Raw genomic sequence first — 23471 nt, forward strand, 5'->3', positions numbered from 1 at the left:
GCGATTCGTTCAGCTTCCGACGGGTGTCAAAAAGGCGTTATTCGGAGGCCTTGAGCCACTCCAGGCGGGTCGAGGCACCGGTTTCGCCCAGGTGCTTCTTCAACACGGGCAGGGCGGGCGCGATGACCTTGTCGAACTGCCACGGGGCGTTGACCAGCAGCATGCCGCTGCCGTTCAGGCGCAGCGGGGAGTCGTCCGGGCGGACCATGAACTCGGCCAGCAGCACCGACTTGGCCGGCAGGTGGCTGGCCTTGCGGAAGAACTGCTGCAGGCTGCGGCGCTGCTTGATCGGGTACCAGACCGCGATCTGCGCCTGCGGCATGCGGGTCAGGATTTCACGCACGGTGGCGAGGATCTGTGGGTACTCGGCGTCCTGGACCTCGTACGGCGGGTCGATCAGGACCAGGGCACGGCCGATCTTGGTGGCACCGGCCTTGGGTGGCAGGAAGGCGCGGATGCTGTCGTAGCCGTTGCCCGGGTGCACCTGCACGCGGCGGTCGTGGGCGAACAGCTCCTTCAGCGCCGCGGCCTCCTCCTTCTGCAGCTCGCAGGCGGCCATGCGGTCCTGCTCGCGCAGGGCACGGGCGGCCATCAGTGGCGAGCCAGGGTAGGAAATCAGCGCGCCGACCGGGTTGTCGGCCTGCACCGCGCGCAGGTACTGCTCGACCACCTCCGGCAGCTGGGGCAGGGCCATCAACTGCAGGATGCCGTCGTCGGCCTCGGCGGTCTTGCGGCTTTCCTCGGCCGAGAGCAGATAGCGCCCGCGTCCGGCATGAGTGTCCAGGACGAAGAACGGGGAGTCCTTGCGCTTGAGCGCGTCGATCATCGCCAGCATGACGATGTGCTTGAGCACGTCGGCATGGTTGCCGGCGTGGAAGGCGTGGCGGTAATTCATGGGGGAAGTGTACGGGGGCGCCCGGGTGGCGGCTATGCTGGGCACATGTCCGATCAACCTGCCCGGGTACTCGTCGTCGAAGACGAGGCCGCCATCGCCGATACCCTGTTGTATGCCCTGCGCAGCGAAGGCTACGCCGCCGAGCACTGCGCGTTGGGGCGGCAGGCCCTGGCCACGCTGCGTGCGGACGGGGCCGATGTGGTGGTGCTGGACGTGGGCCTGCCCGACCTGGGGGGCTTCGAGGTGTGCCGGGAGCTGCGCACCTTCAGCCAGGTACCGGTGATCTTCCTGACCGCGCGCAACGACGAGTTCGACCGCGTGCTGGGGCTGGAGCTGGGCGCCGACGATTACGTGACCAAGCCGTTCTCGCCGCGCGAACTGGTGGCGCGGGTGCGTGCGCGGCTGCGTCGCAGCGTGCCGGCGCCGTCCACGCCAGCCAGTGCGGGGTGGAAAGTCCACGGCGCCTTCGCCATCGACGGCGAGGGCCGGCGCATCCGCTACCGTGACACGCCGCTGGACCTGACCCGCTACGAGTACGCCCTGCTGGCGGCGCTGCTGGCCCGCCCGGGGTCCATCCTCAGCCGCAGCCAGCTGATGGAGCGCGGCTGGGACCATGCCAGCGACAGCGCCGACCGCACCATCGACACCCACGTCAAGACGCTGCGCGCCAAGCTGCGCGCGGCAGGAGCGCAGGACGACCCGATCCGCACCCACCGTGGCGTGGGCTACGCACTGGAAATCTAGATGCGGCTCGGCCTGAAACTGTTCCTGGGCTTCTTCATGATCGTGGGTATCGCCGCGTTCTTCGTGATGCGCGTGTTCGTCAACGAGGTCAAGCCGGGGGTGCGCCAGGCGATGGAGTCCACGCTGGTGGACGCGGCCAACGTGCTGGCGGTGATCGCCGCGCCGGACCTGAAGGCCGGGCACATGGCCGACGGCGCGTTCGCCGCGCACATGGCCACCGCGCAACGGCGCGACCCGCGCGCGATGGTGTGGCGCTTTCCCAAGCGCAGCATCGATTACCGGGTGACCGTGACCGACGCCAGGGGCATCGTCATCTACGACTCGCTGGGGCAGGACGTGGGGCGCGACAATTCGCGCTGGAACGACGTCTACCTGACCCTGCGCGGGCAGTACGGCGCCCGCTCCAGTGCGCGCACCCCGGGTGACGAGACCAGCACGGTGATGCACGTGGCCGCGCCGGTGTACGACCCGGCCGATGGCCGCACGCTGATCGGCGTGCTGACCCTGGCCCAGCCCAACGACACCTTCGACCCGTTCATCGCTGCCAGCCAGCGCGCCATCGTGGCGCGCGGCGCCTGGCTGATCGGGCTGTCGGCGCTGATCGGCCTGCTGATGACCTGGTGGCTGGCGCGCGGCATCGGCAGCCTGAGCCGTTATGCCAAGGCCGTCAGTGCCGGCGAGCCGGTGCCGCCGCCGCGGCGCCGCCATGACGAGATCGGCGACCTCGGGCAGGCGCTGGAAACCATGCGCCGCAAGCTCGAGGGCAAGGCCTACGTCGAGCAGTACGTGCAGTCGCTCACGCACGAGATGAAAAGCCCGCTGGCCGCCATCCGCGGGGCGGCCGAACTGCTGCAGGAACCCTTGCCCGAGGCCGAGCGCCAACGCTTCGCCGGCAACATCGTGCAGCAGGAGCGGCGCCTGACCGAGACCATCGACCAGCTGCTGCGGCTGGCCGAGGTGGAACAGCACGGTTGGTTGCAGCGGCGTACCGACGTGGACCTGGTCGCGCTGTGCCGCAGCCTGGCCGAGGATGCCGCGCCGCGGCTGCAGGCCGCACAGCTGCGACTGGACAGCCAGCTGCCCGAGCGCGCGCTGGTGCAGGGCGATAGCTTCCTGCTGCGGCAGGCGCTGTCCAACCTGCTCGACAACGCCATCGCGTTCTCGCCGGCCGGTGGCCGCATCGAGCTGGCGCTGGAGCTGCAGGGGGGGGAGTGGCAGGTCCGCCTGCGGGATGCCGGCCCCGGGGTCCCGGACTACGCGCTGGAACGCGTGTTCGAGCGCTTCTATTCGCTGGCCCGGCCAGGCACCGGCCAGCGCAGTTCCGGGTTGGGGTTGCCGTTCGTGGCCGAAGTGGCGCGCCTGCATGGCGGCCAGGCCGGCCTGCGCAATGCGCCCGAAGGGGGCGCCGAGGCCCGCCTGCTGCTGCCGGCCGGCTGACTTCACACTCGCTTCAAGTTCGACACAAACCCTGCTCACCGGCAGCCCCGAAGCTGGCCCCGTTTCCACACGAGGACGGGACATGACTTCCCTCAAGCTGTTGTTGCGCTTCGCCATCGTCGGCGGCCTGGCGTTGTTGTTGTTGATTCCCCTGTTGCTGATCCGCGGCACCATCAACGAGCGCGAACGCTACCGCGACGAGGCGGTGGAGCGGGTGGCGCAGAGTTACGCCGGCGAGCAGACGCTGGTCGGCCCGGTACGGGTGCTGCCATGGACGCAGACGCGCGAGGTGGAAGTGGCCGTGGAAGGCAGCGCCCAGCGCAAGACCGAGCTGCGCACCGAGCAGGGCTATGACCTGCAGATGCCGGCACGGCTGGACGTGCAGGGCAAGCTGGAAACCGACGAGCGCCGCATCGGCCTGTTCAAGGTGCCGGTGTACCGCTGGCATGCCCAGCTCAGCGCCGAGTTCGCCGAATCCCGCTACAACGCGGTGCCGGGCCGGGTGTATGGGCGGCCCTATCTGGCACTGGGCCTGTCCGACGTGCGCGGCCTGGTCGGTACCCCGAACCTGCGCGTGGACGGCAAGTCGGTCACCCTGCAACCGGGCGCCGGCGTGATGCAGGACACCTCCAAGGGCCTGCACGCACCGTTGTCGGTGCTGGCGGACGCCAGCCAGGGCGTCCTGGCCGAAGGTGGCAAGGTGCAGCTGGAGTTCGTGCTCGGCGGCACGCGTTCGCTGTCGGTCGCGCCGATCGGCGACGACACCCGGGTGGCGTTGAACTCGCCGTGGCAGCATCCCCTGTTCGGCGGCAGCTTCCTGCCAAACGAGCGCAGCATCGACGGCAGCGGGTTCAAGGCCGAATGGGCGGTGTCCTCGCTGGCCTCGGCGGCGCAGACGCAGCTGGTCCGTGCCATCCGTGGCGAAGGCGGCAGCATCGAGGCGTTGAACGTGGCGCTGGTGGACCCGGTGGACGTTTACACCCAGGCCGACCGCGCGACCAAGTACGGCATCCTGTTCGTGTTGCTGACCTTCGTCGGCTTTGCCCTGTTCGAGCTGATCAAGCAGCTGAAGATCCACCCGTTGCAGTACCTGCTGGTCGGCCTGGCGCTGGCGATCTTCTTCCTGCTGCTGGTCAGCCTTTCCGAGCACATCCCGTTCTGGCAGGCCTACCTGGTCTCCGCGGCGGCCTGTATCGGCCTGCAGGGCTTCTATCTCAGCGGCGTGCTGCGCAGCTGGAAGTACGCGCTGGTGTTCTCGACCATGCTGACCCTGCTGTACGGCGTGCTGTACCTGCTGCTGGCCTCGGAGACCAACTCGCTGCTGATGGGCTCGCTGCTGCTGTTCGGCATCCTGGCGGTGATCATGTGGGTCACCCGCAAGATGGACTGGTACGAGCTGAGCAACCGCGCGCTGGGCAAGCCGGCCGCACCGCCGACCCTGCCGTGATCGAAACGGGGTGGCGCAGGCCACCCCGTTTCCCTGGGAGTGACCGCAATGAACCGCATATCGATCCATCGTCGTGCGCAGCAGTTGCTGCCTGCCGAGATTGAAACCAGTGGGCTGCTGCAGTTGGGGATGTCGCCGGATCAGATGGCCGGCATCGTGCTGGAGAGCATCTTCGGCGGTGATGCCGGCGGCATCGTGGTCCTGCGCCTTGCCAACCGCACCGCCGCTGCCATCCAACGGCAAGGGCTGGTGTTCTTCGCGCAGGCACAGCAGGCCCGCGCCGGTCTGCCGCGGCATGCACCGGCCCGCTATGGCCATTGGCGACAGGTGCGCGGAGGAGCTGGGCAGGGCGCCGCCGGCACCAGCCCGATGTATGCCGCCGCCACCTTGGATGCGCAGTCGTGGCTGGCGGTGCTGCCGGTGGAACGCCTGGTGCTGTACGGGTGGATGCATTGAGTCGCAGCCGGTGATGTTCCAGGGTGCGTTGGATAAAGCCCCTCTCCCGCGTGCGGGAGAGGGGTTGGGAAGGGGGGCGCACCCGACGCCCGCCACGCACTAGAATTCGCGCATGGAATCGCCCCTCACCCTCGCCGCATTGCGCGGACCGGAACTGCTGCCCGTGCTGGATGACGTGGCCCGCCTGCGCATCGGCGTGTTCAATGACTGGCCCTACCTCTACCAGGGCAGCCTCGACTACGAGCGTGACTACCTGGCCGCCTATGCCGCCACGCCGGATGCGGTCTGCGTGGTCGCTCGCGATGGCGACGTCGTGGTGGGCGCGTCCACCGGCCTGCCGTTGCTCGATGACGGCGCGGCCTTCCGCAAGCCATTCGAGGAAGCGGGCCTTGACCCGGCGCAGGTGTTCTACTTCGGCGAGTCGGTGCTGTTGCCGTCGTACCGGGGACGCGGCATCGGCCATGCGTTCTTCGATGCGCGCGAGGCGCATGCCCGGGCGTTGCGGCGCTTTGCCATCACGGCCTTCTGCGCGGTGGACCGTGCGGCCGATGACCCGCGGCGCCCGCTGGGGCACCGTGACAACGATGTGTTCTGGCACAAGCGTGGCTATGCCCGGCAACCCGGGATGACCCTGCAGTTGCTGTGGCACGAGGTGGGGCAGGGCGAGGTGATGCATCCATTGACGTTCTGGACCCGCACGCTGGAGCCTGTCGCATGAAGATTGCCGTTGCCCGTTACCCGGTGGGCTCGCCCACCGACTTCGATGCCTTCGCCGCACGCCAGCGCCAGGTGCTGGGCGAGGCGGCCGCCGCCGGTGCGCGTATCGCGGTGTTGCCCGAATACCTGTCGCTGGAACTGGCGGCCACTTTCCGCAGGCACATCTTCAGCGACCTGCCGGCCTCGCTGGCGGCCATCCAGCAATACCGCCCGCAATGGCTTGCGCTGTTCTCGGCACTGGCCCGCGAGTTCGACCTGCACGTGGTGGCGGGCAGCTTCCTGCTCGATACCGGCAACGGGCGCTACCGCAACCGCTGCGACTGGTTGACCCCCGATGGCCAGCAGCTGTGGCAGGACAAGCTGCAGCTGACCGGGTTCGAGAAGGGCACCGGCCTGATCGATCCGGGTGATGTGTTGAAGGTGTTCGAGGTGGACGGCATCCGCGTCGGCGTGGCGATCTGCTACGACAGCGAATTCCCATTGCCGGTACGGCGCCAGTACGAGGCCGGTGCCCGCTTGCTGGTCGTGCCGAGCTGCACCGATACCGCTGCCGGCGCGACCCGGGTGCGCATCGGTTGCCTGGCACGGGCATTGGAGAACCGCATGTTCGTGGCCCAGTCGGTGACCGCCGGTCTGGCCGAATGGAGCCCGGCGCTGGACGTGAACACCGGGCAGGCGGCGATCTACGCGCCGATGGACGTGGGTTTTCCTGCCGATGGCGTGCTGGTGCAGACCGCCGAAGGGCAGCTATGGGCGCTGGCGGAGCTGGATTTCGCTGCCTTCGAGGCCCGTCGCGCGCAGGCCCAGGTGGCCAACGACCGCGACTGGCCAGGCCAGTTGCAGCCGGCACTGGCCCTGGCGGTGGTGACAAACGTGCCCTGAGACCGGCGGACCATGACCATTGGCCGGCTCGGTCAGTATGGAGGGCTGGCTAGACTCGGTGCTTTGTCGTCATTTGGCCGAAGGCCGGGGGATACACGGTGATCAAGCGCGGTTTGCTGGCGTTGTGCATGGGGTTGGCGGTGGGCGCTACGGCGCAGGCAGCCGAACAGGTGGACCTGGACATGGTGGGCAAGATCCGCCAGGAGGCCTTCCACCGCTCGCAGGTGATGGACACCTTCAGTCATCTGACCGAGAGCATTGGTCCGCGCCTGACCAACTCACCGGCGATGGCCGAGGCCAACCGCTGGACCCGCGGCAAGTTCAACGAATGGGGCCTGGTGAACGTGCACGACGAGGCGTTCGACGGCTTCGGCCGTGGCTGGGAGTTCTCCTCGGCCAGCGTGGAAATGCTGTCCGAACGCGTGCAGCCGCTGCATGCGCTGCCCAAGGCCTGGACCCCGGGCACCCACGGTCCGGTCGAGGGCGAGTTGATCCAGGTCGACATCAAGAAGCTGGCCGACCTGGAGAAATACAAGGGCAAGCTGCGCGGCAAGATCCTGCTGCTGGGCGAGGCGCGCGAGTACAAGCGCGGCACCGAGCCGGACTCGCACCGCCACGATGCGACCTCGCTGGAAGGCCTGCAGGAGTTCACCATTCCCAAGAGCGCAGCCGATGACCGTGCGAAGCGGGTCAAGGAATACGGCGAGCGCCAGGAGCTGATCCGCGCCACCAATGCCTTCTTCGTCGAGGAAGGCGCCTTGGCGGCGATCAGCATCAGCGGCTGGGACAACGGCATCATCCGCGTGGCGGGCGGTGGTTCGCGCAGGGCCGGCGAGTCGGTGGGCATCCCGGAGCTGGCGATGATCGCCGAGCACTTCAATCCGCTGGTGCGTGCACTCAAGGACAATCAGGTCGTGCGCCTGCGGGTGAACGTGGATGCACGCTTCACCGATGAAGCCGACCAGCCGGGCCACAACACGCTGGCCGAGATCCGCGGCAGCAGCAAGGCCGACGAGATCGTGATGCTGGGCGCGCACATGGACTCCTGGCACACCGGCACCGGTGCGGCCGACAATGCCGCCGGCGTGGCGGTGATGATGGAGGCCATGCGCATCCTCAAGGCCGTGGGCGCCAAGCCCAAGCGCACCATCCGCGTGGCGCTGTGGAGCGGCGAGGAGCAGGGCCTGATCGGCTCGCAGGCCTACGTGGCCCAGCACTTCGCGCGTTACCCGGAGCCCACCGATCCGGCGCAGAAGGCGCTGCCGGCCTCGCTGCGCGAGCCGACCGGCGCGCTGCAGAAGCTGCGTGATTACGACAAGTTCCAGGTGTACTTCAACATGGACAACGGCTCGGGCCGCTTCCGTGGCATCTACGCGCAGGAGAACATGGCGGCCATGCCGATCTTCGAGCAGTGGCTGAAGCCGTTCAACGACGTGGGCGCGACGACGGTGGTGAGCCGCAACACCGGCAGCACCGACCACATCAGCTATGACCGGGTGGGCCTGCCGGGCTTCCAGTTCGTCCAGGATCGCCTGGATTACTTCAGCAACGTCCACCACAGCCACCTGGACACGTGGGACCACGCCGAGGCCGAGGACCTGAAGCAGGCGGCGGCGATCGTGGCCTCGTTCGTGTACAACGCGGCGATGCGTGAGGAGCGTTTCCCGCGCAAGCCGTTGCTGGAACCGTGAGGCGGCTGGCGTTCATGGGGGAATGAGGAAGGGCCGCGATGCGGCCCTTCTTCGTTTCCGGGGCTGCCTGCTTTCTGGAGCAACGGCAGGGCCAAAGCCAAGGCGCCCCTCCCCAACCCTCCCCTGCGCTGTGCGCAAGGGAGGGGGCAAAAGCAGAGCAAAGGCGAATCCAGAAGCAAGGCGCGGCTCCTGCATTTGCGGTTGCCCCCTCCCTTGCGCGCAGCGCAGGGGAGGGTTGGGGAGGGGGCGCTTTTCGCCCTGAAGGCACAAGCGCCGCCCTTCAACATGCCCACGGCCATTCTCCAGCGCATTTCACGAACCCCTGATGCTGCCGAGCCCCCGCGACCACCGGCCTCGCGCCCGAGGGCGCTCCTGCGGCGGGCACGGCAGGTTGAGGGGGGACGGGGTAAAATGACCAGATTCCCACATCTGCGCCTGTCATGACCGTCCGCACCCGCTTTGCCCCCAGTCCCACCGGCTACCTGCACATTGGTGGCGCCCGCACCGCGCTGTACTGCTGGCTGGAGGCCCGCCACCGCGGCGGTGAGTTCGTGCTGCGCATCGAGGACACCGACCGGGAACGCAGCACCCAGGCGGCCATCGACGCCATCCTGGAGGCCATGGACTGGCTGGGCCTGGACTACAACGAAGGCCCGATCTACCAGACCGACCGGGTCGCCCGTTACAAGGAAGTGGCCGAGCAGCTGATCGCCTCGGGCAAGGCCTACTACGCCTACGAGACCAAGGAAGCGCTGGACGCGATGCGCGAGGCCGCCATGGCCAAGCAGGAGAAGCCGCGCTACAACGGCGCCGCGCGCGAGCTGAACCTGCCGTTCAAGGATGACCCGAACCGCGTCATCCGCTTCAAGAACCCGCTCGATGGCAGCGTGGTGTTCGACGACCTGATCAAGGGCCGCATCGAGATCGCCAACAGCGAGCTCGACGACATGGTCATCTTCCGCCCGGACGGCTACCCGACCTACAACTTCGCCGTGGTCGTGGACGATTGGGACATGAACATCACCGAGGTCATCCGCGGTGACGACCACATCAACAACACCCCGCGCCAGATCAACCTGTACGAGGCCATCGGTGCCCCGGTACCGAAGTTCGGCCACATGCCGATGATCCTGGACGAGCAGGGCGCCAAGCTGTCCAAGCGCACCGGCGCAGCCGACGTGATGCAGTACAAGGACGCCGGCTACCTGCCTGACGCGCTGCTCAGCTACCTGGCCCGCCTGGGCTGGTCGCACGGCGACCAGGAACTGTTCAGCCGCCAGGAGCTGATCGACCTGTTCGATGTGACCAACTGCAATTCCAAGGCCTCGCGCCTGGACATGGCCAAGCTGGGTTGGGTCAACCAGCACTTCCTCAAGACCGAGGAGCCCGCTTCGATCGTGCCGCATCTGGTCTATCAGCTGGAAAAGCTGGGCCTGGACGTGAACGCCGGCCCGGCCCCGGTGGACGTGGTCATCGCGCTGCGTGAACGCGTGCAGACGCTGAAGGAAATGGCTGAGAAGGCCGTGGTCTGGTACACCCCGTTGACCGAGTACGACGAAGCCGCCGTGGCCAAGCACTTCAAGGCCGGTGCCGACGTCGCGCTGGGCAAGGCCCGTGAGCTGTTGGCGGCGCTGCCGGAGTGGACCGCCGAAGCGGTCGGGGTGGCCCTGCACGACACCGCCGCGGCGCTGGAAATCGGCATGGGCAAGGTCGCGCAGCCGCTGCGCGTAGCCATCACCGGCACCCAGGTCAGCCCTGACATTTCCCATACCGTGTACCTGGCCGGCCGCGATGAAGCCTTGAAACGCATCGACGCCGCACTCATCAAGGTTCCCAGGGCCTGATTCCCACGAGGTAGACATGACCGAATCGCACTCCTGTACTGCGCCGCACCACCACGTTGACGACGCGGCGGGTTTCATCGCGGTGGTCGAGCGGGTGTGCCGTGAGCGCGGGCTGCGGCTGACGCCGATCCGCGCCAACGTGCTGCGCCTGATCGCCGAGGCGGGCAAGCCGGTCAAGGCCTACGAACTGCTGGAATGGGTGCGTGAAGGCAAGGGCGTCGGTGCCGACGCCCCGCCCACGGTGTACCGCGCGCTGGATTTCCTGATGGCCAACGGCTTCGTGCACAAGCTGTCCTCGGTCAACTCGTTCGTGGCCTGCCACCACCCCAGCAGCAACCAGCATTCGGTGCCGTTCCTGATCTGCGACCGCTGCCACAGCGCGGTGGAGCTGGAGGACCGCGACATCGTCCGCCAGCTTGAAGCCCGCGCCAAGGAGCTGGGCTTCAAGCCGCAGGCGCAGACGCTGGAAGTGCATGGCCTGTGCGCGAACTGCGCGGGTTGATCGATCCGGAAGCCGCACGATAGGGCGGCTTCCTGCAGTGCGGGGAAATGGCTGTCGGGCATCTCCCTCAGCGGGGCAGGGCGGCACGCATCCGTGCCATGCCTTCGACATTCGGCCATCCTTCGAATGTCTGTATGACACGATCGCCTTGCATCAAGTAGAACGTCGGGGTGTCGAGACGGGTGAGAGGCTGCCAGTCACGCCATGTGTACATGCGCTGCATGGGCAGATCCGGATGCGCATTGTTCCAGTCAAGAATTCCTTTGCCCGGTAGCGAGGGATCTGGGGGAACAAGCAGCAGCAAGCGTTCACGCAGCCAGCGCAGATCCTCGTTTGATCCGATGTCGGTCAGGGCTCGGGTCGAGAAGGCGCATGCAGGATGGACAATGGCGATGACCTGCAGGTGCCCGGCCACGGGCGTCCAGGTCCGGGTGGCGGCGCTGCGGCCATCCTCCAGTGACAGGTATCGCCATGGCCCATCTGGGGTGAGGCTGGGAGTGGCTGTGATATGTGGCAGGAAGGCAGCCTGCTCACTTTCGAGGTGCGCCAAAAGGCGGTTGGCATCGTCGAAGCGGGCGACCGTGACAAGGGCCCCTGCATAGGTGCGGGTGTGCCAGTCGGTGGCCCTGCCGTCCGTCAACAGCTCCCGATACAGGCAGCCCAGGGTATCCACGTCAGCTTCCGCCAGCGAATAGAACTCGGTGAATGCGGTTGCCCTGAACAGGTCATCGGTACGTGCCGCGTCGCCTATGGGATGTGAGCACACGGAAATGCCGGTAGTGAGCCTTCGATAGTTGGAAACGATGGCGGCCACGCGCCGCTGTCCGCTTTCATCGCGCAATTGATTGTTCAATGCGATCAGTTGGCTGTACAGCGGGCCACTTTCCTCGGCAGGCGGGTTTGCCATCAAGCCGAAAACAGAAAGCATGAACATCCAGAGGAAGGTGGTGTGAACCGTCGCATGAAACTTCATCAGCGGTTGCCCAAGCAGCTGGAGTTGCGGTGATGGGGTGCTGCCGACGAGGTCGTTCGGACGATTCCTTTCCGATGGGATGTGAATAGTCGGAAGACCGGGGCCATATTGGCCGGGATTCGGAGCAGATGCAGTTCCATGGAAATTCCTTCTACGATGAACCCATCGGATTGCAGAGGAGCCCTTCTTCCAGTGCCGTGTCGTTTATAGAGCGGGCGGGCTGGTGCTGCAAATCCGCGTGACCGTGCTGCACGCCCACCTTCGACTATCCCGATGCGGTGCAGTTGTTCGCGATGTTCGGCGTGGTGCTACCGCTACCGCTCATCCTCGTGATCGCGGTGCAGGCTTTCCTATTCACGGCACCGGCGCCAGCGCGCAAGGCGCGGGGTTGATGGTGTCATGGGCCTGATGGCGCCGCCTCATAGACGACCTGCCCATCCTTGATGGTCTGCAGCACCTTGATGGTGTGCAGGTCGCGGTGGGCGATGGTCAGCGGGTTGCCGGACAGCACCACCAGGTCGGCGCGCTTGCCGACTTCGATCGAGCCCTTGCTGGCCTGTTCGCCGTACTGCTCGGCGGCCCACAGGGTCAGCGACTTCAATGCCTGCTCCGGCGTCACCCGCTGCCCCGGCCCCAGCACATGGCCGCTGCGGGTGGTGCGATTGACGGTGGCGTCCAGTACCCGCATCGCGTCCGGGAACACCACCGGCGCGTCATGGTGCGAGGTGAACTTCATGCCCGCATCCAGCACCCAGCGCGTGGGCGAGATGTTCTCCGCGCGCTCCGGGCCCAGTACCGAATTGCGGTGCCAGTCGCCCCAGTAGTAGGTGTGCATCGGGAACAGCGACGGGAAGATGCCCAGCCGCTGGATCTCGCCGACCTGGTCCTTGCGCAGGGTCTGGCCGTGGATCAGCACCGGCAGCAGGTGGCGCTGCGGATAGGCGGCTTCGGCGGCGGCGACGGCGTGGATGAGCTGGTCGATGGCGGCATCGCCGTTGGCATGTGCCAGCACCTGCCAGCCGTGCTGCCAGGCCTTGCCGATCAATTCATCGACCTGCGCGTCGGTATAGGCGGGGTAGCCGGCGTAGTCGGGCTTTTCGCCCTCGGGAACCTGGTAGTAGGGCTGGCTCAACCAGGCGGTCTTGCCCTGCGGCGAGCCGTCCAGGCTGATCTTCACCCCGCCGATGCGGAAGTGGTCGGTATAGGTCGGCGCGTAGTAGGGGCCGTGCATGGCCGGGCTTTCCAGGGCGACGTGGATTTCCGGGTAGGCGACCACGTCGATCTTCAGCTTCCCGGCCTTGCCCGCCATCGGCAGCATCGCCAGCGTGCCTGCGTCGGTCTTGCCGTCCTGCGCGGTGGTGTAGCCGTACTTCATGTACAGCGCCTGGCCGGCTTCGAGCATCGCCATGGCCTGGTCCAGGCTCAAGGCGGGCATCAGCTTGGCCAGCGCGAGGTTGTGCGCGCTTTCTTCCAGCACGCCATCGGGAACCTGGCTGCCCGGCTCACGGCGGATCACGCCGCCTTCCGGGTTGGGCGTGCCGGCGGTGATGCCGGCCAGCTCCAGCGCCTTGCTGTTGTAGGCCCCCAGGTGCCCGGACTGGTGCATCAGGATCACCGGGATGTCGGTGGCGATGGCGTCGAGTTCGGTGCGGGTGGGGTGGCGCTTTTCCGCCAGTTGCGAGTCGTCGTAGCCGAAGCCGATCAGCACCTTGTAGCCGCCGGGGACCGTGGCCTGCGCGCGGAAGTCACGCATGATCCTCTGCAGCGCGGGGATTGAATTGCCTTCGCCGTCCGGTGCCGGCAACAGGTTGGCCGACAACGCCTGCAGGCCCACGCCGGAAACGTGCCCGTGCGCATCGATGAAGCCCGGCGTCAGTGCGCGCCCCTGCAGGTCGACCTGCGTGGCGGCGGGGCTGAATCGGAGCGCGGCACGGCGCGTGCCAACGAAGGCGATATGGCCATCACGGACAACGATCGCTTCGGCCGAGGGCCGCTGGTCGTCCAGCGTGATGATCGGGCCGCCGCTGTAGAGCGTGTCGGCAGCCAGGCAAGGGGCCGCCAGCATGCCGAGCATCGAAAAGGCCAGAGGGATGCGCATCATGGTTCTCCCAGCATCAAGGCGAGTTACAGCCTAACGCATGGAAGCAGCGCACCGTGCGGGAGCGGCCTTGGCCGCGAAGCTGTCGAGGTTTCCGTTGCGAGGCCACGTGCCATCCGGCGCTGCTTGATGGGTGTGTTCGTGCACGCGGAAGGATGGCCAGCTTCGCGGCCCAGGCCGCTCCTACCGGGGGCGGGCTGCGGTATCGACTTCCACCACCACCGACATGCCCGGGCGCAGGCGCTTGGCCAGCGGCTGGCCGGGATCGATGGCGATGCGGATCGGCAGGCGCTGCACCACCTTGGTGAAGTTGCCGCTGGCGTTGTCGGGCTTGAGCACCGAGAACTCCGAGCCGGTCGCCGGCGCGATCTGTTCGATGTGGCCAGTGAGCGTCTGGCCCTGGAAGGCATCGACGCTGAAGGTGGCCGGCTGGCCGATGGCCATGTTCCAGGTCTGGCCTTCCTTGAAATTGGCCACCACCCACAAGGTGTCCGGGACCAGGAACAACAACTGGCTGCCGGCGCTGACGTACTGCCCCAGGCGCACCGTGGCCTCGGAGACCTGGCCATTGCGAGGTGCCTTGATGACGGTGTTGTCCAGGTCGATCTGGGCCAGCTGCAGGGCAGCCTCGGCATTGGCGACCTTGGCCTCCAGGCCGCGACGCGCCACCTGGGTGGAGGTGAGGTTCTCCTCGGCGATGCGGATCGCCGCCTGCGACTGCGCCACGCCCGCATTGGCCGACTGCACGCTGGCGCGCAGCTTGTCGCGGTCGCTGTTGGAGACCAGTTGCTGGGCGGCGAGCTGCTCGTAGCGCTTCAGTTCGGTCTGGCTCTGCTGTTGCTGGGCGCGGCCGGCGGACAGGTTGGCCTGCGCCGACGCGATCTGCGCGCGGTTCTGGGCCTGGCTCTGGTCGGAATTGGCCAGCTGCGCCTGGGCGTCGGCCAAGGCGGCCTGGGCCTGTTCCACCTTCTGCCGGTAGATGCGGTCGTCGATGTGGAGCAGCGGCTGGCCCTGTTTGACGAAGTCGAAGTCCTTGACCAGTACCTCGGTGACGTAGCCGTTGACCTGGGGCGCCAGCACCGTGACCTGCCCGCGCACATAGGCGTTGTCGGTATGCACGTGGCTGCTGTTGAACGGCCACAGCTGCCAGGCGCGCAGGATCAGGGTCAGGCCGAGCAGGGCGATGACGATCATCACCACCACCGCGGTGCGGCTGGGGGTGGCGTACTTGGAGACCGGTGCCGGCGTGGCGGCTTCGGCAGGTGGGGTGTGCTTGCTCATCGGTGCCTCAACGGGAGGACGGCGTGGCCTTGCCGGGCCGGATCGCCTGTTTGACGCGGGGGTTGCGCAATGTCACTTCCAGCAGCAGCCAGCTCAGGAAGCAGATGGCGACCCAGCCACTGAGCGCGAACACGTCGTTGAACGCGCGCACGTTGGCTTCGCGCCTGGCGGTGGTCGCCAGCGCGGCGCTGGCCTGCGCCCGCAGTTGTACCGGATCGGTGATGAGGCGGGCGTAGGCCTGCTGCTGTTGCTGCAGGCGTTGCGCCACCTGTGGGTCGGCGGCGTCGAGCTGGCTGACCAGCGCGCTGGAGTAGACGTGTTCGCGATGCAGCTGGTAGCTGCCGAGCAGGGCCGAGCCGGCCAGCCCGGCGAAGTTCTGGGTCAGCGACAGCACCACGACGAAGGACACGATGTGGTCCAACCCGCGTGCCATCGCCTGGCGGATGCCGATCAGCATCAACGGGCCCATGAACATGCCACTGCCCACCGCCGCCAGGAACTGGCTCAACGCGAAGTCCATCGGACGGTCCAGGCTGGTGCGGTGCTGGTCGAGGAAGGCGGCGCTGCCGAGCAGGATGATCGAGGCCAGCAACTGCGGGATCAGTGCCTTGGGGCCGAAGGTCAGCGCGCCGACCGCGATGCCGACCAGCACGCCGCACAGGATCACAGCGAACAACGGCGCCATCTGGTCCGGCCCCATGCCCAGCGTGCGCAGCATGTTGATCACGCCGTAGTTCTGCTCGTTGGTGAGGAAGCGGATGAGGAACGCACCGGCGATGAAACGCAGCATGGTCGGGCCCATCAGCCAGCGCACCTGCAGCAGCGGGTTGCGGCGCTGGTGTTCCAGGCATAACCCGGTGGTGATCAACACCACCGACGCGGCCAGTGCCCATCCCAGCCAGGGCGTGTCGAACCACCAGCGCACGAAGCCCTGGTTGAGAACGATCACCAGCAGCGCCAGGCCGGGGGCGATCAGCGCGAAGGTCAGGAAGTCGGCTGGCTCGAACACCTTGATCTGGATGCCGGGGGGCAGTTTCAGCACCACGATGGCGGCGAACGAACACAGTGCCAACCCGGCTTCGAACAGATACAGGTTCTGCCATTCGCCATGATCGAGCAGGCCGGGCGAAAGCAGCCAGGCCAACGGCGTGGCCAGCATCGACAGGCTCATGCCGACCACCAGCATCTGCCCCACGTATTTGCGTGGCAGCGCCTGCAGCATGTACAGCGTGCCCAGCGTGGTGCAGGCCGCGCCGGCGAAGCCGCTGCCGGCACGCACCAGCAAGGTGGTGGTGAGGTTGCCGACGAACAGGTGCAGCACCGCCAGCGCGGCGTACACGCCCAGGCCGATCTCGGCGAACAGGCGGATGCCGTATTCCTGGCGGAACTTGAATACCAGCAGGTTGGCGCTGACGTTGACCATCATGTACGCGGCCACCAGCCAGTTCGCCTCGGTGGCCTGCAGGCCCATCTGGCCGGTGATCCACGGCAGGTTGGCGGTGATCAGCGCGTTGCCCAGGCCGCCGGTGACGGCGACCAGCACCGCCACCGCCGCATAGGCGGCACGTCGGTGCGGCGGGTGCCATGGCATCGAGGCACCACCGGGCAGGGTGGGTTTCTCGTGGTCCTCCCAGTCCGGGATCGGCTTCAGGGGCGTGAGCGTGGTCATGGCGTGGTGGCCAGCCCGGGCAGCAGCAGTTCGAGCGCGCGCTTGGCCAGGACCGTACGTTCGTCGCGGTCACGGCCGCGCAGGGCGGCGCCGAGCATGCTGGAGATCAGCGAGATGTCGCGCAGCTGCATGTCCGCGCGGCACAAGCCGGCGGCCTTGGCGCGCTCCAGGGCGGGCTCCATCAGCGCCAGCACGTGCTGGCGGGCATCGCGCACCTGTGGATCATCCTGGTCCACCGCACGCCAGTAGTCGGCCAGCGCCGGCGACTGCACGATGCGCCCGGCCATGCCGGCCAGCAGTTCGAACAGGGCGTCGTCGCGCGCACCGAGTTCGGCGATGTGGGCCTGGAGCTGGGCCACCGAGCGCTCCAGCATGGCGCTGATCAGCGCGGCGCGGTCCGGGAAGTTGCGGTACAGCGTGGCGCGGCCGACGCCGGCCCGCTCGATCACCAGGTCCAACGGGGCGGTGATGCCATGCTCGCCGAACACGGCGTCGGCAGCGTCCAACAGCAGGGCGCGACGAGCGGCAGCGTCGGAACGTAAGGAGGGCATGGAGATCATGATCCGGACAAAAATGTCCGATTTCAATCGGCGCGATGTGAAACCCGCTGTCCCGGTTCTGGGCGATTCAGCTCGCGGCCAGCGCCGCCGGACGCGGGGCCTGCTCGCGGATCGGCAGGTTGACCAGCGCGGCCAGTGCCGCCAGCACCATGTCGCCGTACCACATCCAGCTGTAGTCGCCGCCATGCTCCAGCGCGACGCCGCCCAGCCAGGCGCCGAAGAAGCCGCCGATCTGGTGCGAGAGCAGGGTGAGGCCGAACAGCGTGCCCATGTGGCGCGGCCCGAACAGCTTGCCGACCAGGCCCGCGGTGGGCGGCACCGTCGCCAGCCAGGTGAAGCCCAGCGCGGCGGAGAACAGGTAGAAGGTGGTGGGTGTCGGCGGTGACAGCAGGTAGACCATGATCAGCACCGCGCGGCTGAGGTACATCCAGAACAGCAGCCACTTCATGCGGAAGCGTTCGCCCAGCGCGCCGATGATCAGGCTGCCGGCGACGTTGAACAGGCCGATCAGCGCCAGTGAGATCGACGAGACGGTTGGCGACAGGCCGCACAGGGCGATCTCGCCGGGCAGGTGGGTGACCAGGAAGGCGATGTGCACGCCGCAGGTGAAGAACCCCAGGTGCAGGCACCAGTAGCTGCGGTCGCGCAGTGCCCGGCGCAGCTGCACGCCCAGCGCCTCACCGTCGGCGCCGCCTTCCACCCGCGGTGCGCGCTGGCGCAGTGGCCAGGCCAGTGGCAGGGACACCAGCACGATGGCCGCCAGCGCGTACAGCGTGCGCACCCAGCCGAAGGCGGTGAGCAGCACCTGTACCAGCGGCGCGAACAGGAACTGGCCGAGGGAGCCGCCGGCGTTGATGATGCCGGCGGCCATCGAGCGCCGGGCAGGAGGGATGCGCCAGCTGCTGGCGCCGATCAGCACCGAGAAGCTGCCGGCACCGGCACCGGCACCGGCGGCAAGCAGCAGGCCGAAGCTCAGGTTCAGGCCCCAGGCGGTCGGCACCCACGTGGCCAGCGCCAGGCCGGCAGCCAGCAGCAGGCCACCGCCGACCAGTACCGGCAGGGGGCCACGCTGGTCGGCCAGCGCGCCGAACACCGGCTGCACCGCGCCCCAGACGAGTTGTCCGATGGCCAGCGAGAAGCTGATCTGGGCGATGCCCAGGCCAGTGGAGACGTGGATCGGATCGATCAACAGGCCGCTGGTCTGGCGCACGCCCATGGTCACCATCAGCAGGGCCGAGGCCACCAGCAGGATGCCCCAGGGCGTGCGTTGCAGGGGCGTGGCGCTCATGCGCGGCTCTCCGGCTCGAGCGCGCGGGCGAGTGCTTCGAGCTGCTGGTTGAGCTGGGACGTGGCCGCGTTGCCGAAACGCGACTGGACTTCATCCTGCGCCTGCTGCCACAGCGGAAGCGCTTTGTGCAGGCGACGCATGCCGGCGGCGGTGGTGAGGACCTGGCGCTGGCGGGGATCGGCCTTGCCCGGTCGGGTCTGCACCAGTCCCGCCTCGATCAGCGGCTTGAGGTTGCGGGTGAGGGTGGTGCGGTCCATGCCCAGGGCGTCGGCCAGTTCCCCCAGCGGACGCGGGTCCCGCGCGCGGCGCAGGATCGAATAGGCGTTGAGGCTGAGCTCTGCGGCGGCCAGGTGCTGGTCGTAGAGCTGGCTCACCCGGCGCGCGGCACGGCGCAGCTGGAAGCAGGTGCAGGGGCGGGTGGCGTCCATCGCGGGATCCGGGGAAACGGTGGACGCGATTATAGGTGCATATGCACCTATATCGGGGCGCGGTGGGATGGAACGCTGCGGTGCTGTGCTGGCCCTTGGATGGGAAGGCAGGTGCCGGGGCATGCCCGGCACCTGCCTGTCCGGGCTCAGAACCAGGCGCGGATGCCGAAGGCGACGCCACGGCCGGGCAACGGCGAGTAGTCACGCAGCAGCGAGGTGTGCGGGCGTGCTTCGCGGTTGGTCAGGTTGCTGCCATCCAGGAACACCTCGTAGCTGTTGCTGGCGTTGCGGTCCCAGCGGTAGGCGAAGTGTGCATCCACCAGCGTGTAGCCGGCACTGGGTTCCTCGTTCTGCGCGACATCCTTCTGGCTGCCGTAACGCACCGCCCCCACCGAGGCACGCCAGCCGTCGCGCGACCAGCGCAGGTCGGCGCCGAAGCGGGTCGGCGGGATGCGCGGCAGGTAGCCGCTGTTGGCCAGGTCCACGGTGTAGTTGTGGTTGTGGTCGCCGTGCGGGACGGCGATGTCGACCCGGCGGCTGCCGCTGCCATCCAGTTCGGCCTTCACGTAGTCGCCGAACAGGCGCAGGTCCCAGTCACCGCTGTCACCTTCGAACATGTGCACGGTGGCCTCGGCCTCGGCGCCCTTGAAGGTGGCGTCCTGCTGGGTCCACTGGCGCACCGGCAGCGATTCGGTCACGCCGGTGTCGGCCAGGTAGATGAAGTCCTTGAACCTGGTCTGGTAGATCGATGCGGTGAAGTCCAGGCGGTCGGTGTGGGTGTGGATGCCCAGTTCCGCACGCTGCCCGCGCTCGGTCTTCAGGTTGGCATCGCCCAGTTCCAGCGAGCGGGTGGCGATGTGGGCACCGGCGGCATAGAGCTCTTCGTTGGTCGGCGCGCGCTCGGAGCTGTCCAGGCCGAAGCGCAGGTCCACCGCATCATTGAGCTTCCAGATGCCGGAGGCCGACAGGTTGGTCGCGTCGAAGGTGCGTGGGCGATAGCCGTCGGCCGGGTCGAGCTTGACCTGGTCATGGCGGCCGCCCAGTTCCAGCTTGAACGGGCCGAACTGCTTTTCCTGCAGCACGAACAGGCCCAGGCTGCGGGTGCCGGTGTCCGGCACGAAGGCTTCCTCGCCCTTGGCGCCGAAGTCGCCGTTGCTGAACTGCAGGCCGAAGGCGCCGTCCCAGCCGGCGATGGGCTGCTGCACCGCTTCCAGCCGGCCTTCGATGCCGCGGTTGGTGAAGCGGGTGGACGGCGTGCCGGCCTCCAGCTCGGTGTGCTCGTAGTCGGTGTAGCCGATGCGCAGGTTGATGTTCTTCAGGAACGCGGTCGGGTCGTAGATGCCGGCCTTGGTATCGAAGCGGTTCTGCACCATGTCGATGCGGACATCGTGCTCGCCGCCTTCTTCCTCGTGGTCGTGGCCATGGTCGTCGTGGTCATGGCCATGGTCATCGTCGGCGTGCACGTGCGCGCCGTTGGGGATGCCGTAGTTGGTGCGGTAGGTGCCGGCCGACACGCCGAAGTAGCCGCCTTCGCCCAGCCAGGTTGCGCCGACGCCACCGGCGCGGGTGCGGATGGAACTGTTGTCCAGGGTGCCGCGGCGTGGCGCATCGGCTTCGTCGTGGTCGTGCCCGTCGTGTTCCTCCAGGCCATCGATGACGGCATAGCCCGGGATCCGGTAGTCGTCGCCGTTGCGGACCAGGCCGTCGACATGCAGCACCCAGTTGCCGTTCACGCCATCGAGCCGGAACATGCCGCTGCGCTCGTCATTGACCGAATTGCCGCGCAGCTCGGCGCGACCGCTGAGCGGGCGGTCCGGCAGTTCGCTGGCGATGCGGCCATCGACCACGTTCACCGCGCCACCGATCGCGCCGCTGCCGAACAGCAATGTGGCCGGGCCCTTGAGCACCTCGATCTGGTCGGCCAGGAACGGTTCGATGCTGGTGGCGTGGTCGGCGCTGACGGTGGAGGCATCCATGTTGCCGACGCCGTTGGACAGCACCTGCACGCGCGGGCCTTCCTGGCCGCGGATGATCGGGCGGCCCACGCCGGGGCCGAAGAAGGTGCTCTGCACGCCGGGCAGCTTGCCGACGGTATCGCCGAGCGTGCCGGACTTCTGCTCGTCCAGGCGCTCACCAGCCAGCACGTCGACCGGGCGTGCCAGCGAGTCGGCCGAACCCTGCAACGGCGATGCGGTGACCTTGACCGCCGACAACTCGGTCAGGTTGTGGCTTTGGGGGCCGGCGTCATTGTCGGCGGCGTAGGCGGCCGAAGGCAGCAGGCTGGCCAGGGCCAGGCTGAGCAGGTGGCGGCGGAGGGGGCGTTGGGAGATAGGCATGGTGGCGATGTCTCTTTTGTTACTGTGTATCAACTGAGGGGTGTGGGAAACCCACGGCGATGGGGGAGGTGATCGAAGGCTTGGACTGGCGGGCTGACGATTATGTTATATTATTCCATAACGATTCGCCGACCCTGCTGAAAGTCATGCCCCTGCCTGCCGCGTTACGTCAGTACCTGGACCGCTTCGGAGCCACCGGTTCGCTGTTGTGCGCAGTGCATTGCGCGGTATTGCCGGCCCTGCTGGCGATCGCGCCGTCGCTGGGGCTGTCGTTCTGGCTGAGCGACAGCGTCGAGCTGACCGTGGTGATCTTCGTCACCGTGCTGGGCCTGGCCAGCCTGTTGTGGGGCTATTACCGGCACCGCGCGCTGCGCGCGCTGGCGGTGCTGGTCCCGGGGCTGGCGCTGCTGTGGGCCGGGCTGCTGCATGCCGAGCTGCATCATTCGCAGGTGCCGCATGCCATCGTGATGACGCTTGGCGGCGTCCTGGTGGCCTTGGCGCACCTGCTGAACCTGCGCTTGAACCATCACCACGTGCACGATGCCAGCTGCGCACATTGAATCACGCATGCTAGGCTCTCATCTCAGGCGCAGGTGAGCCGGTTGCGAGCCTGCCGAACCCGTCCCGGACGGGTTTTTTTGGATTTCATACTTGAAGGAGTTGACGACATGGGTAAGGGTGACCGTAAGACCGCCAAGGGCAAGCGCTACAACGCCAGCTACGGCAATTCGCGCTCGCACGTGAACAAGGTGGCCGTGGGCGCAGCTGCGCCGGTCGCCAAGAAGACTGTCGCCAAGGCCCCGGCCAAGAAGGCCGTCGCCAAGAAGACGGTGGCCAAGGCCGGCTGATCCGGCCTGGCGTGGCAAGAAAAAAGCGGCGCTTGCGCCGCTTTTTTTGTGCCCGGGTTTCAGTGGGCGGGAGCGCGCAGCGCCTGTTGCAGTGCCTGCGGGTCGCCGTCATTGGGCTGCGCGGGAATACCGATCAGACGCGCCAGCAGCGGGTAGACGTCGACGTTGTCGAAAACGGTGAGCTGTTTGCCCTGCGCGAATGCCGGGCCACGGGCGATGAAGACCGCCTGCATCGACGGCAGGGCCGGGTCATAGCCGTGCGAGCCGCGCATCCCGGGGGAGCGCTTGCTGCGCGAGGCCGGGGTCAACGCATCCCAGCCTTCGTCCATCTGGCAGACGATGGCCGGCACGCGCGGATTGCTGCCGTAATGCCAGCGGGTGGGCAGGTCGGCCTTGTTCCAGCATTCGTGGTGGGCGTGGCGGCCGAGCAGGGCCTGTTCCGCCGCCGCCTGCTGGCCCGGCAGCGGTGCAAAACCGACCGACTGGCCTTCGGAGACCACACGTGCCACCTCCGGCGGCACCATCGTTTCGGTGGCCACGACGTGGTCGGCGGCCACGTTGGCCATGCCATGGTCGGAGACCACGATCAGGTTGGTGCGGTCGAGTTGTCCCTCGCGGGCCAGGCCGTCGATCAGCACGCCGATGGCGGCATCGACCTGGCGCAGCGCGGCGGCGTACTCGTGGGAGTCCGGGCCGTGTGCATGCCCGGCCTTGTCCACCTGCTCCATGTAGGCGCCGATGAAGCGCGGCTTCTGCACGCCGGGCGCGCCATGCAGCCAGGACAGCACCGTGCGCATGCGCTCGGGCAGCGCCACGCTTTCATCGTAGGGGTGGCGCAGGCTGGCCTGGATGCCGTGGATGGGGGCTTCGCTGCCGGGCCAGGACCAGGTCGCGCTGGTGTAGCCGGCCTTCTCGACCGAGACCCAGATCGGCTCGCCACCCTCCCACCAGGTCGCGTTGCGGACCGACTGCGAATCGCCCACGCGGAACTGGCCGAGCGCGTCGCTCCACATGCTGTTGTGGATCAGGCCGTGGTGATCCGGGCGCAGCCCGGTGACCAGGGTGTAGTGGTTGGGGAAGGTCAGCGACGGGTACGACGGGCGCATGCCCACCGAGCGCACGCCTTCGCGCGCCAGGCGCGACAGGTTGGGGCTGTTGCCGCTGTCGAGCATGTCCGCGCGCAGTCCGTCGATGGACAGCAGGATGACAGTGGCGGGCGGAGTGGAATCGGCCGGGGCGCGATGCGGGGAGGAGGCACAGGCAACCAGCAGACTGGTGCCCAGCAACAGGAGCGGAAGGCGGTACGAAGTCATCCGCGCATGATAGTTCGCGCGCATGACGCGACGAATACGACTTTGGGGGCGGGAGCTTGCCG

Annotated in this window: 21 protein-coding genes; 11 read left to right on the forward strand and 10 right to left on the reverse strand. The window is 67.6% G+C overall.

Annotated elements, in window-relative coordinates; genetic code table 11:
• Nucleotides 1-37: 37 nt before the first annotated feature.
• Nucleotides 38-895: a 23S rRNA (adenine(2030)-N(6))-methyltransferase RlmJ gene (locus tag AC06FE_RS09665; protein ID WP_478072920.1), complete on the reverse strand. Its 858-nt coding sequence runs from the start codon at nucleotides 893-895 to the stop codon at nucleotides 38-40.
• Nucleotides 896-940: 45 nt separating this feature from the next.
• On the opposite strand from AC06FE_RS09665, the gene creB reads away from it, so the two are divergent.
• The 9 genes from creB (at nucleotide 941) to AC06FE_RS09710 (ending at nucleotide 10615) form a co-directional block, all read left to right on the forward strand.
• Nucleotides 941-1639 carry a two-component system response regulator CreB gene (gene creB, locus AC06FE_RS09670; RefSeq protein ID WP_132864615.1) on the forward strand — a complete coding sequence of 233 codons (699 nt, stop codon included), beginning with the start codon at nucleotides 941-943 and terminating at the stop codon, nucleotides 1637-1639.
• Complete coding sequence (gene creC, locus AC06FE_RS09675) at nucleotides 1640-3076, forward strand: two-component system sensor histidine kinase CreC (RefSeq protein ID WP_478072921.1); 1437 nt, start codon at nucleotides 1640-1642, stop codon at nucleotides 3074-3076. It abuts the gene before it with no gap.
• Nucleotides 3077-3158: 82 nt separating this feature from the next.
• A complete protein-coding gene (gene creD / locus AC06FE_RS09680; RefSeq protein WP_478072922.1) occupies nucleotides 3159-4523 on the forward strand; it encodes a cell envelope integrity protein CreD in 1365 nt (454 codons plus the stop codon).
• Nucleotides 4524-4571: 48 nt separating this feature from the next.
• Nucleotides 4572-4979: a hypothetical protein gene (locus AC06FE_RS09685; protein WP_478072923.1), complete on the forward strand. Its 408-nt coding sequence runs from the start codon at nucleotides 4572-4574 to the stop codon at nucleotides 4977-4979.
• A 112-nt stretch (nucleotides 4980-5091) separates the two neighbouring features.
• Complete coding sequence (locus tag AC06FE_RS09690) at nucleotides 5092-5697, forward strand: GNAT family N-acetyltransferase (protein ID WP_478072924.1); 606 nt, start codon at nucleotides 5092-5094, stop codon at nucleotides 5695-5697.
• Nucleotides 5694-6578, forward strand: coding sequence for a carbon-nitrogen hydrolase family protein (locus AC06FE_RS09695; protein ID WP_478072925.1), 885 nt, complete (start codon nucleotides 5694-5696; stop codon nucleotides 6576-6578). Before AC06FE_RS09690 ends, AC06FE_RS09695 begins: the two co-directional genes overlap by 4 nt.
• A gap of 98 nt (nucleotides 6579-6676) precedes the next feature.
• Nucleotides 6677-8269, forward strand: a complete 1593-nt coding sequence (locus AC06FE_RS09700) for a M20/M25/M40 family metallo-hydrolase (protein ID WP_478072926.1) — start codon at nucleotides 6677-6679, stop codon at nucleotides 8267-8269.
• 440 nt (nucleotides 8270-8709) lie between these two features.
• Nucleotides 8710-10113 carry a glutamate--tRNA ligase gene (gene gltX / locus AC06FE_RS09705; protein ID WP_478072927.1) on the forward strand — a complete coding sequence of 468 codons (1404 nt, stop codon included), beginning with the start codon at nucleotides 8710-8712 and terminating at the stop codon, nucleotides 10111-10113.
• A 16-nt stretch (nucleotides 10114-10129) separates the two neighbouring features.
• Nucleotides 10130-10615, forward strand: a complete 486-nt coding sequence (locus AC06FE_RS09710) for a Fur family transcriptional regulator (RefSeq protein WP_132864607.1) — start codon at nucleotides 10130-10132, stop codon at nucleotides 10613-10615.
• A 67-nt stretch (nucleotides 10616-10682) separates the two neighbouring features.
• Here AC06FE_RS09710 and AC06FE_RS09715 read toward each other — a convergent pair whose 3' ends face one another.
• From AC06FE_RS09715 to AC06FE_RS09750, 8 genes are all read right to left on the reverse strand, one after another.
• Nucleotides 10683-11588, reverse strand: a complete 906-nt coding sequence (locus AC06FE_RS09715) for a hypothetical protein (protein WP_478072928.1) — start codon at nucleotides 11586-11588, stop codon at nucleotides 10683-10685.
• A gap of 397 nt (nucleotides 11589-11985) precedes the next feature.
• Complete coding sequence (locus AC06FE_RS09720; protein ID WP_478072929.1) at nucleotides 11986-13689, reverse strand: amidohydrolase; 1704 nt, start codon at nucleotides 13687-13689, stop codon at nucleotides 11986-11988.
• Nucleotides 13690-13869: 180 nt separating this feature from the next.
• Nucleotides 13870-14967: an HlyD family secretion protein gene (locus AC06FE_RS09725; protein WP_478072930.1), complete on the reverse strand. Its 1098-nt coding sequence runs from the start codon at nucleotides 14965-14967 to the stop codon at nucleotides 13870-13872.
• Nucleotides 14968-14974: 7 nt separating this feature from the next.
• Entirely contained in the window at nucleotides 14975-16636 is a 1662-nt protein-coding gene (locus AC06FE_RS09730) for an MFS transporter (protein WP_478072931.1), read from the reverse strand.
• The gene (locus AC06FE_RS09735; RefSeq protein ID WP_478072932.1) at nucleotides 16633-17187 is read right to left on the reverse strand and encodes a TetR/AcrR family transcriptional regulator; all 555 of its coding nucleotides are present in this window, start codon (nucleotides 17185-17187) and stop codon (nucleotides 16633-16635) included. Before AC06FE_RS09735 ends, AC06FE_RS09730 begins: the two co-directional genes overlap by 4 nt.
• A 76-nt stretch (nucleotides 17188-17263) precedes the next feature.
• Nucleotides 17264-18484, reverse strand: coding sequence for an MFS transporter (locus tag AC06FE_RS09740; RefSeq protein ID WP_478072933.1), 1221 nt, complete (start codon nucleotides 18482-18484; stop codon nucleotides 17264-17266).
• A complete protein-coding gene (locus AC06FE_RS09745; RefSeq protein ID WP_323438125.1) occupies nucleotides 18481-18912 on the reverse strand; it encodes a MarR family winged helix-turn-helix transcriptional regulator in 432 nt (143 codons plus the stop codon). Before AC06FE_RS09745 ends, AC06FE_RS09740 begins: the two co-directional genes overlap by 4 nt.
• A 146-nt stretch (nucleotides 18913-19058) precedes the next feature.
• Complete coding sequence (locus tag AC06FE_RS09750; RefSeq protein WP_478072934.1) at nucleotides 19059-21248, reverse strand: TonB-dependent receptor; 2190 nt, start codon at nucleotides 21246-21248, stop codon at nucleotides 19059-19061.
• Nucleotides 21249-21394: 146 nt separating this feature from the next.
• On the opposite strand from AC06FE_RS09750, the gene AC06FE_RS09755 reads away from it, so the two are divergent.
• Nucleotides 21395-21808, forward strand: a complete 414-nt coding sequence (locus tag AC06FE_RS09755; protein WP_192286378.1) for a MerC domain-containing protein — start codon at nucleotides 21395-21397, stop codon at nucleotides 21806-21808.
• A gap of 108 nt (nucleotides 21809-21916) precedes the next feature.
• Nucleotides 21917-22096, forward strand: a complete 180-nt coding sequence (locus tag AC06FE_RS09760) for a 30S ribosomal protein THX (protein ID WP_132864598.1) — start codon at nucleotides 21917-21919, stop codon at nucleotides 22094-22096.
• A gap of 59 nt (nucleotides 22097-22155) precedes the next feature.
• Here the strand turns inward: AC06FE_RS09760 and AC06FE_RS09765 are convergent, their stop codons facing one another.
• Nucleotides 22156-23409, reverse strand: a complete 1254-nt coding sequence (locus AC06FE_RS09765; RefSeq protein ID WP_478072935.1) for an alkaline phosphatase family protein — start codon at nucleotides 23407-23409, stop codon at nucleotides 22156-22158.
• Nucleotides 23410-23471: the final 62 nt, after the last annotated feature.

The sequence above is a fragment of the Stenotrophomonas sp. Steno-C18 genome, from assembly GCF_056393195.1.

What these genes read in the sequence shown, in the direction of transcription:
- AC06FE_RS09665 (WP_478072920.1), bottom strand. Translation starts at nt 895, where the DNA reads ATGAATTACCGCCACGCCTTCCACGCCGGCAACCATGCCGACGTGCTC.
- creB (WP_132864615.1), top strand. Translation starts at nt 941, where the DNA reads ATGTCCGATCAACCTGCCCGGGTACTCGTCGTCGAAGACGAGGCCGCC.
- creC (WP_478072921.1), top strand. Translation starts at nt 1,640, where the DNA reads ATGCGGCTCGGCCTGAAACTGTTCCTGGGCTTCTTCATGATCGTGGGT.
- creD (WP_478072922.1), top strand. Translation starts at nt 3,159, where the DNA reads ATGACTTCCCTCAAGCTGTTGTTGCGCTTCGCCATCGTCGGCGGCCTG.
- AC06FE_RS09685 (WP_478072923.1), top strand. Translation starts at nt 4,572, where the DNA reads ATGAACCGCATATCGATCCATCGTCGTGCGCAGCAGTTGCTGCCTGCC.
- AC06FE_RS09690 (WP_478072924.1), top strand. Translation starts at nt 5,092, where the DNA reads ATGGAATCGCCCCTCACCCTCGCCGCATTGCGCGGACCGGAACTGCTG.
- AC06FE_RS09695 (WP_478072925.1), top strand. Translation starts at nt 5,694, where the DNA reads ATGAAGATTGCCGTTGCCCGTTACCCGGTGGGCTCGCCCACCGACTTC.
- gltX (WP_478072927.1), top strand. Translation starts at nt 8,710, where the DNA reads ATGACCGTCCGCACCCGCTTTGCCCCCAGTCCCACCGGCTACCTGCAC.
- AC06FE_RS09710 (WP_132864607.1), top strand. Translation starts at nt 10,130, where the DNA reads ATGACCGAATCGCACTCCTGTACTGCGCCGCACCACCACGTTGACGAC.
- AC06FE_RS09715 (WP_478072928.1), bottom strand. Translation starts at nt 11,588, where the DNA reads ATGAAGTTTCATGCGACGGTTCACACCACCTTCCTCTGGATGTTCATG.
- AC06FE_RS09720 (WP_478072929.1), bottom strand. Translation starts at nt 13,689, where the DNA reads ATGATGCGCATCCCTCTGGCCTTTTCGATGCTCGGCATGCTGGCGGCC.
- AC06FE_RS09725 (WP_478072930.1), bottom strand. Translation starts at nt 14,967, where the DNA reads ATGAGCAAGCACACCCCACCTGCCGAAGCCGCCACGCCGGCACCGGTC.
- AC06FE_RS09730 (WP_478072931.1), bottom strand. Translation starts at nt 16,636, where the DNA reads ATGACCACGCTCACGCCCCTGAAGCCGATCCCGGACTGGGAGGACCAC.
- AC06FE_RS09735 (WP_478072932.1), bottom strand. Translation starts at nt 17,187, where the DNA reads ATGCCCTCCTTACGTTCCGACGCTGCCGCTCGTCGCGCCCTGCTGTTG.
- AC06FE_RS09740 (WP_478072933.1), bottom strand. Translation starts at nt 18,484, where the DNA reads ATGAGCGCCACGCCCCTGCAACGCACGCCCTGGGGCATCCTGCTGGTG.
- AC06FE_RS09745 (WP_323438125.1), bottom strand. Translation starts at nt 18,912, where the DNA reads ATGGACGCCACCCGCCCCTGCACCTGCTTCCAGCTGCGCCGTGCCGCG.
- AC06FE_RS09750 (WP_478072934.1), bottom strand. Translation starts at nt 21,248, where the DNA reads ATGCCTATCTCCCAACGCCCCCTCCGCCGCCACCTGCTCAGCCTGGCC.
- AC06FE_RS09755 (WP_192286378.1), top strand. Translation starts at nt 21,395, where the DNA reads ATGCCCCTGCCTGCCGCGTTACGTCAGTACCTGGACCGCTTCGGAGCC.
- AC06FE_RS09760 (WP_132864598.1), top strand. Translation starts at nt 21,917, where the DNA reads ATGGGTAAGGGTGACCGTAAGACCGCCAAGGGCAAGCGCTACAACGCC.
- AC06FE_RS09765 (WP_478072935.1), bottom strand. Translation starts at nt 23,409, where the DNA reads ATGACTTCGTACCGCCTTCCGCTCCTGTTGCTGGGCACCAGTCTGCTG.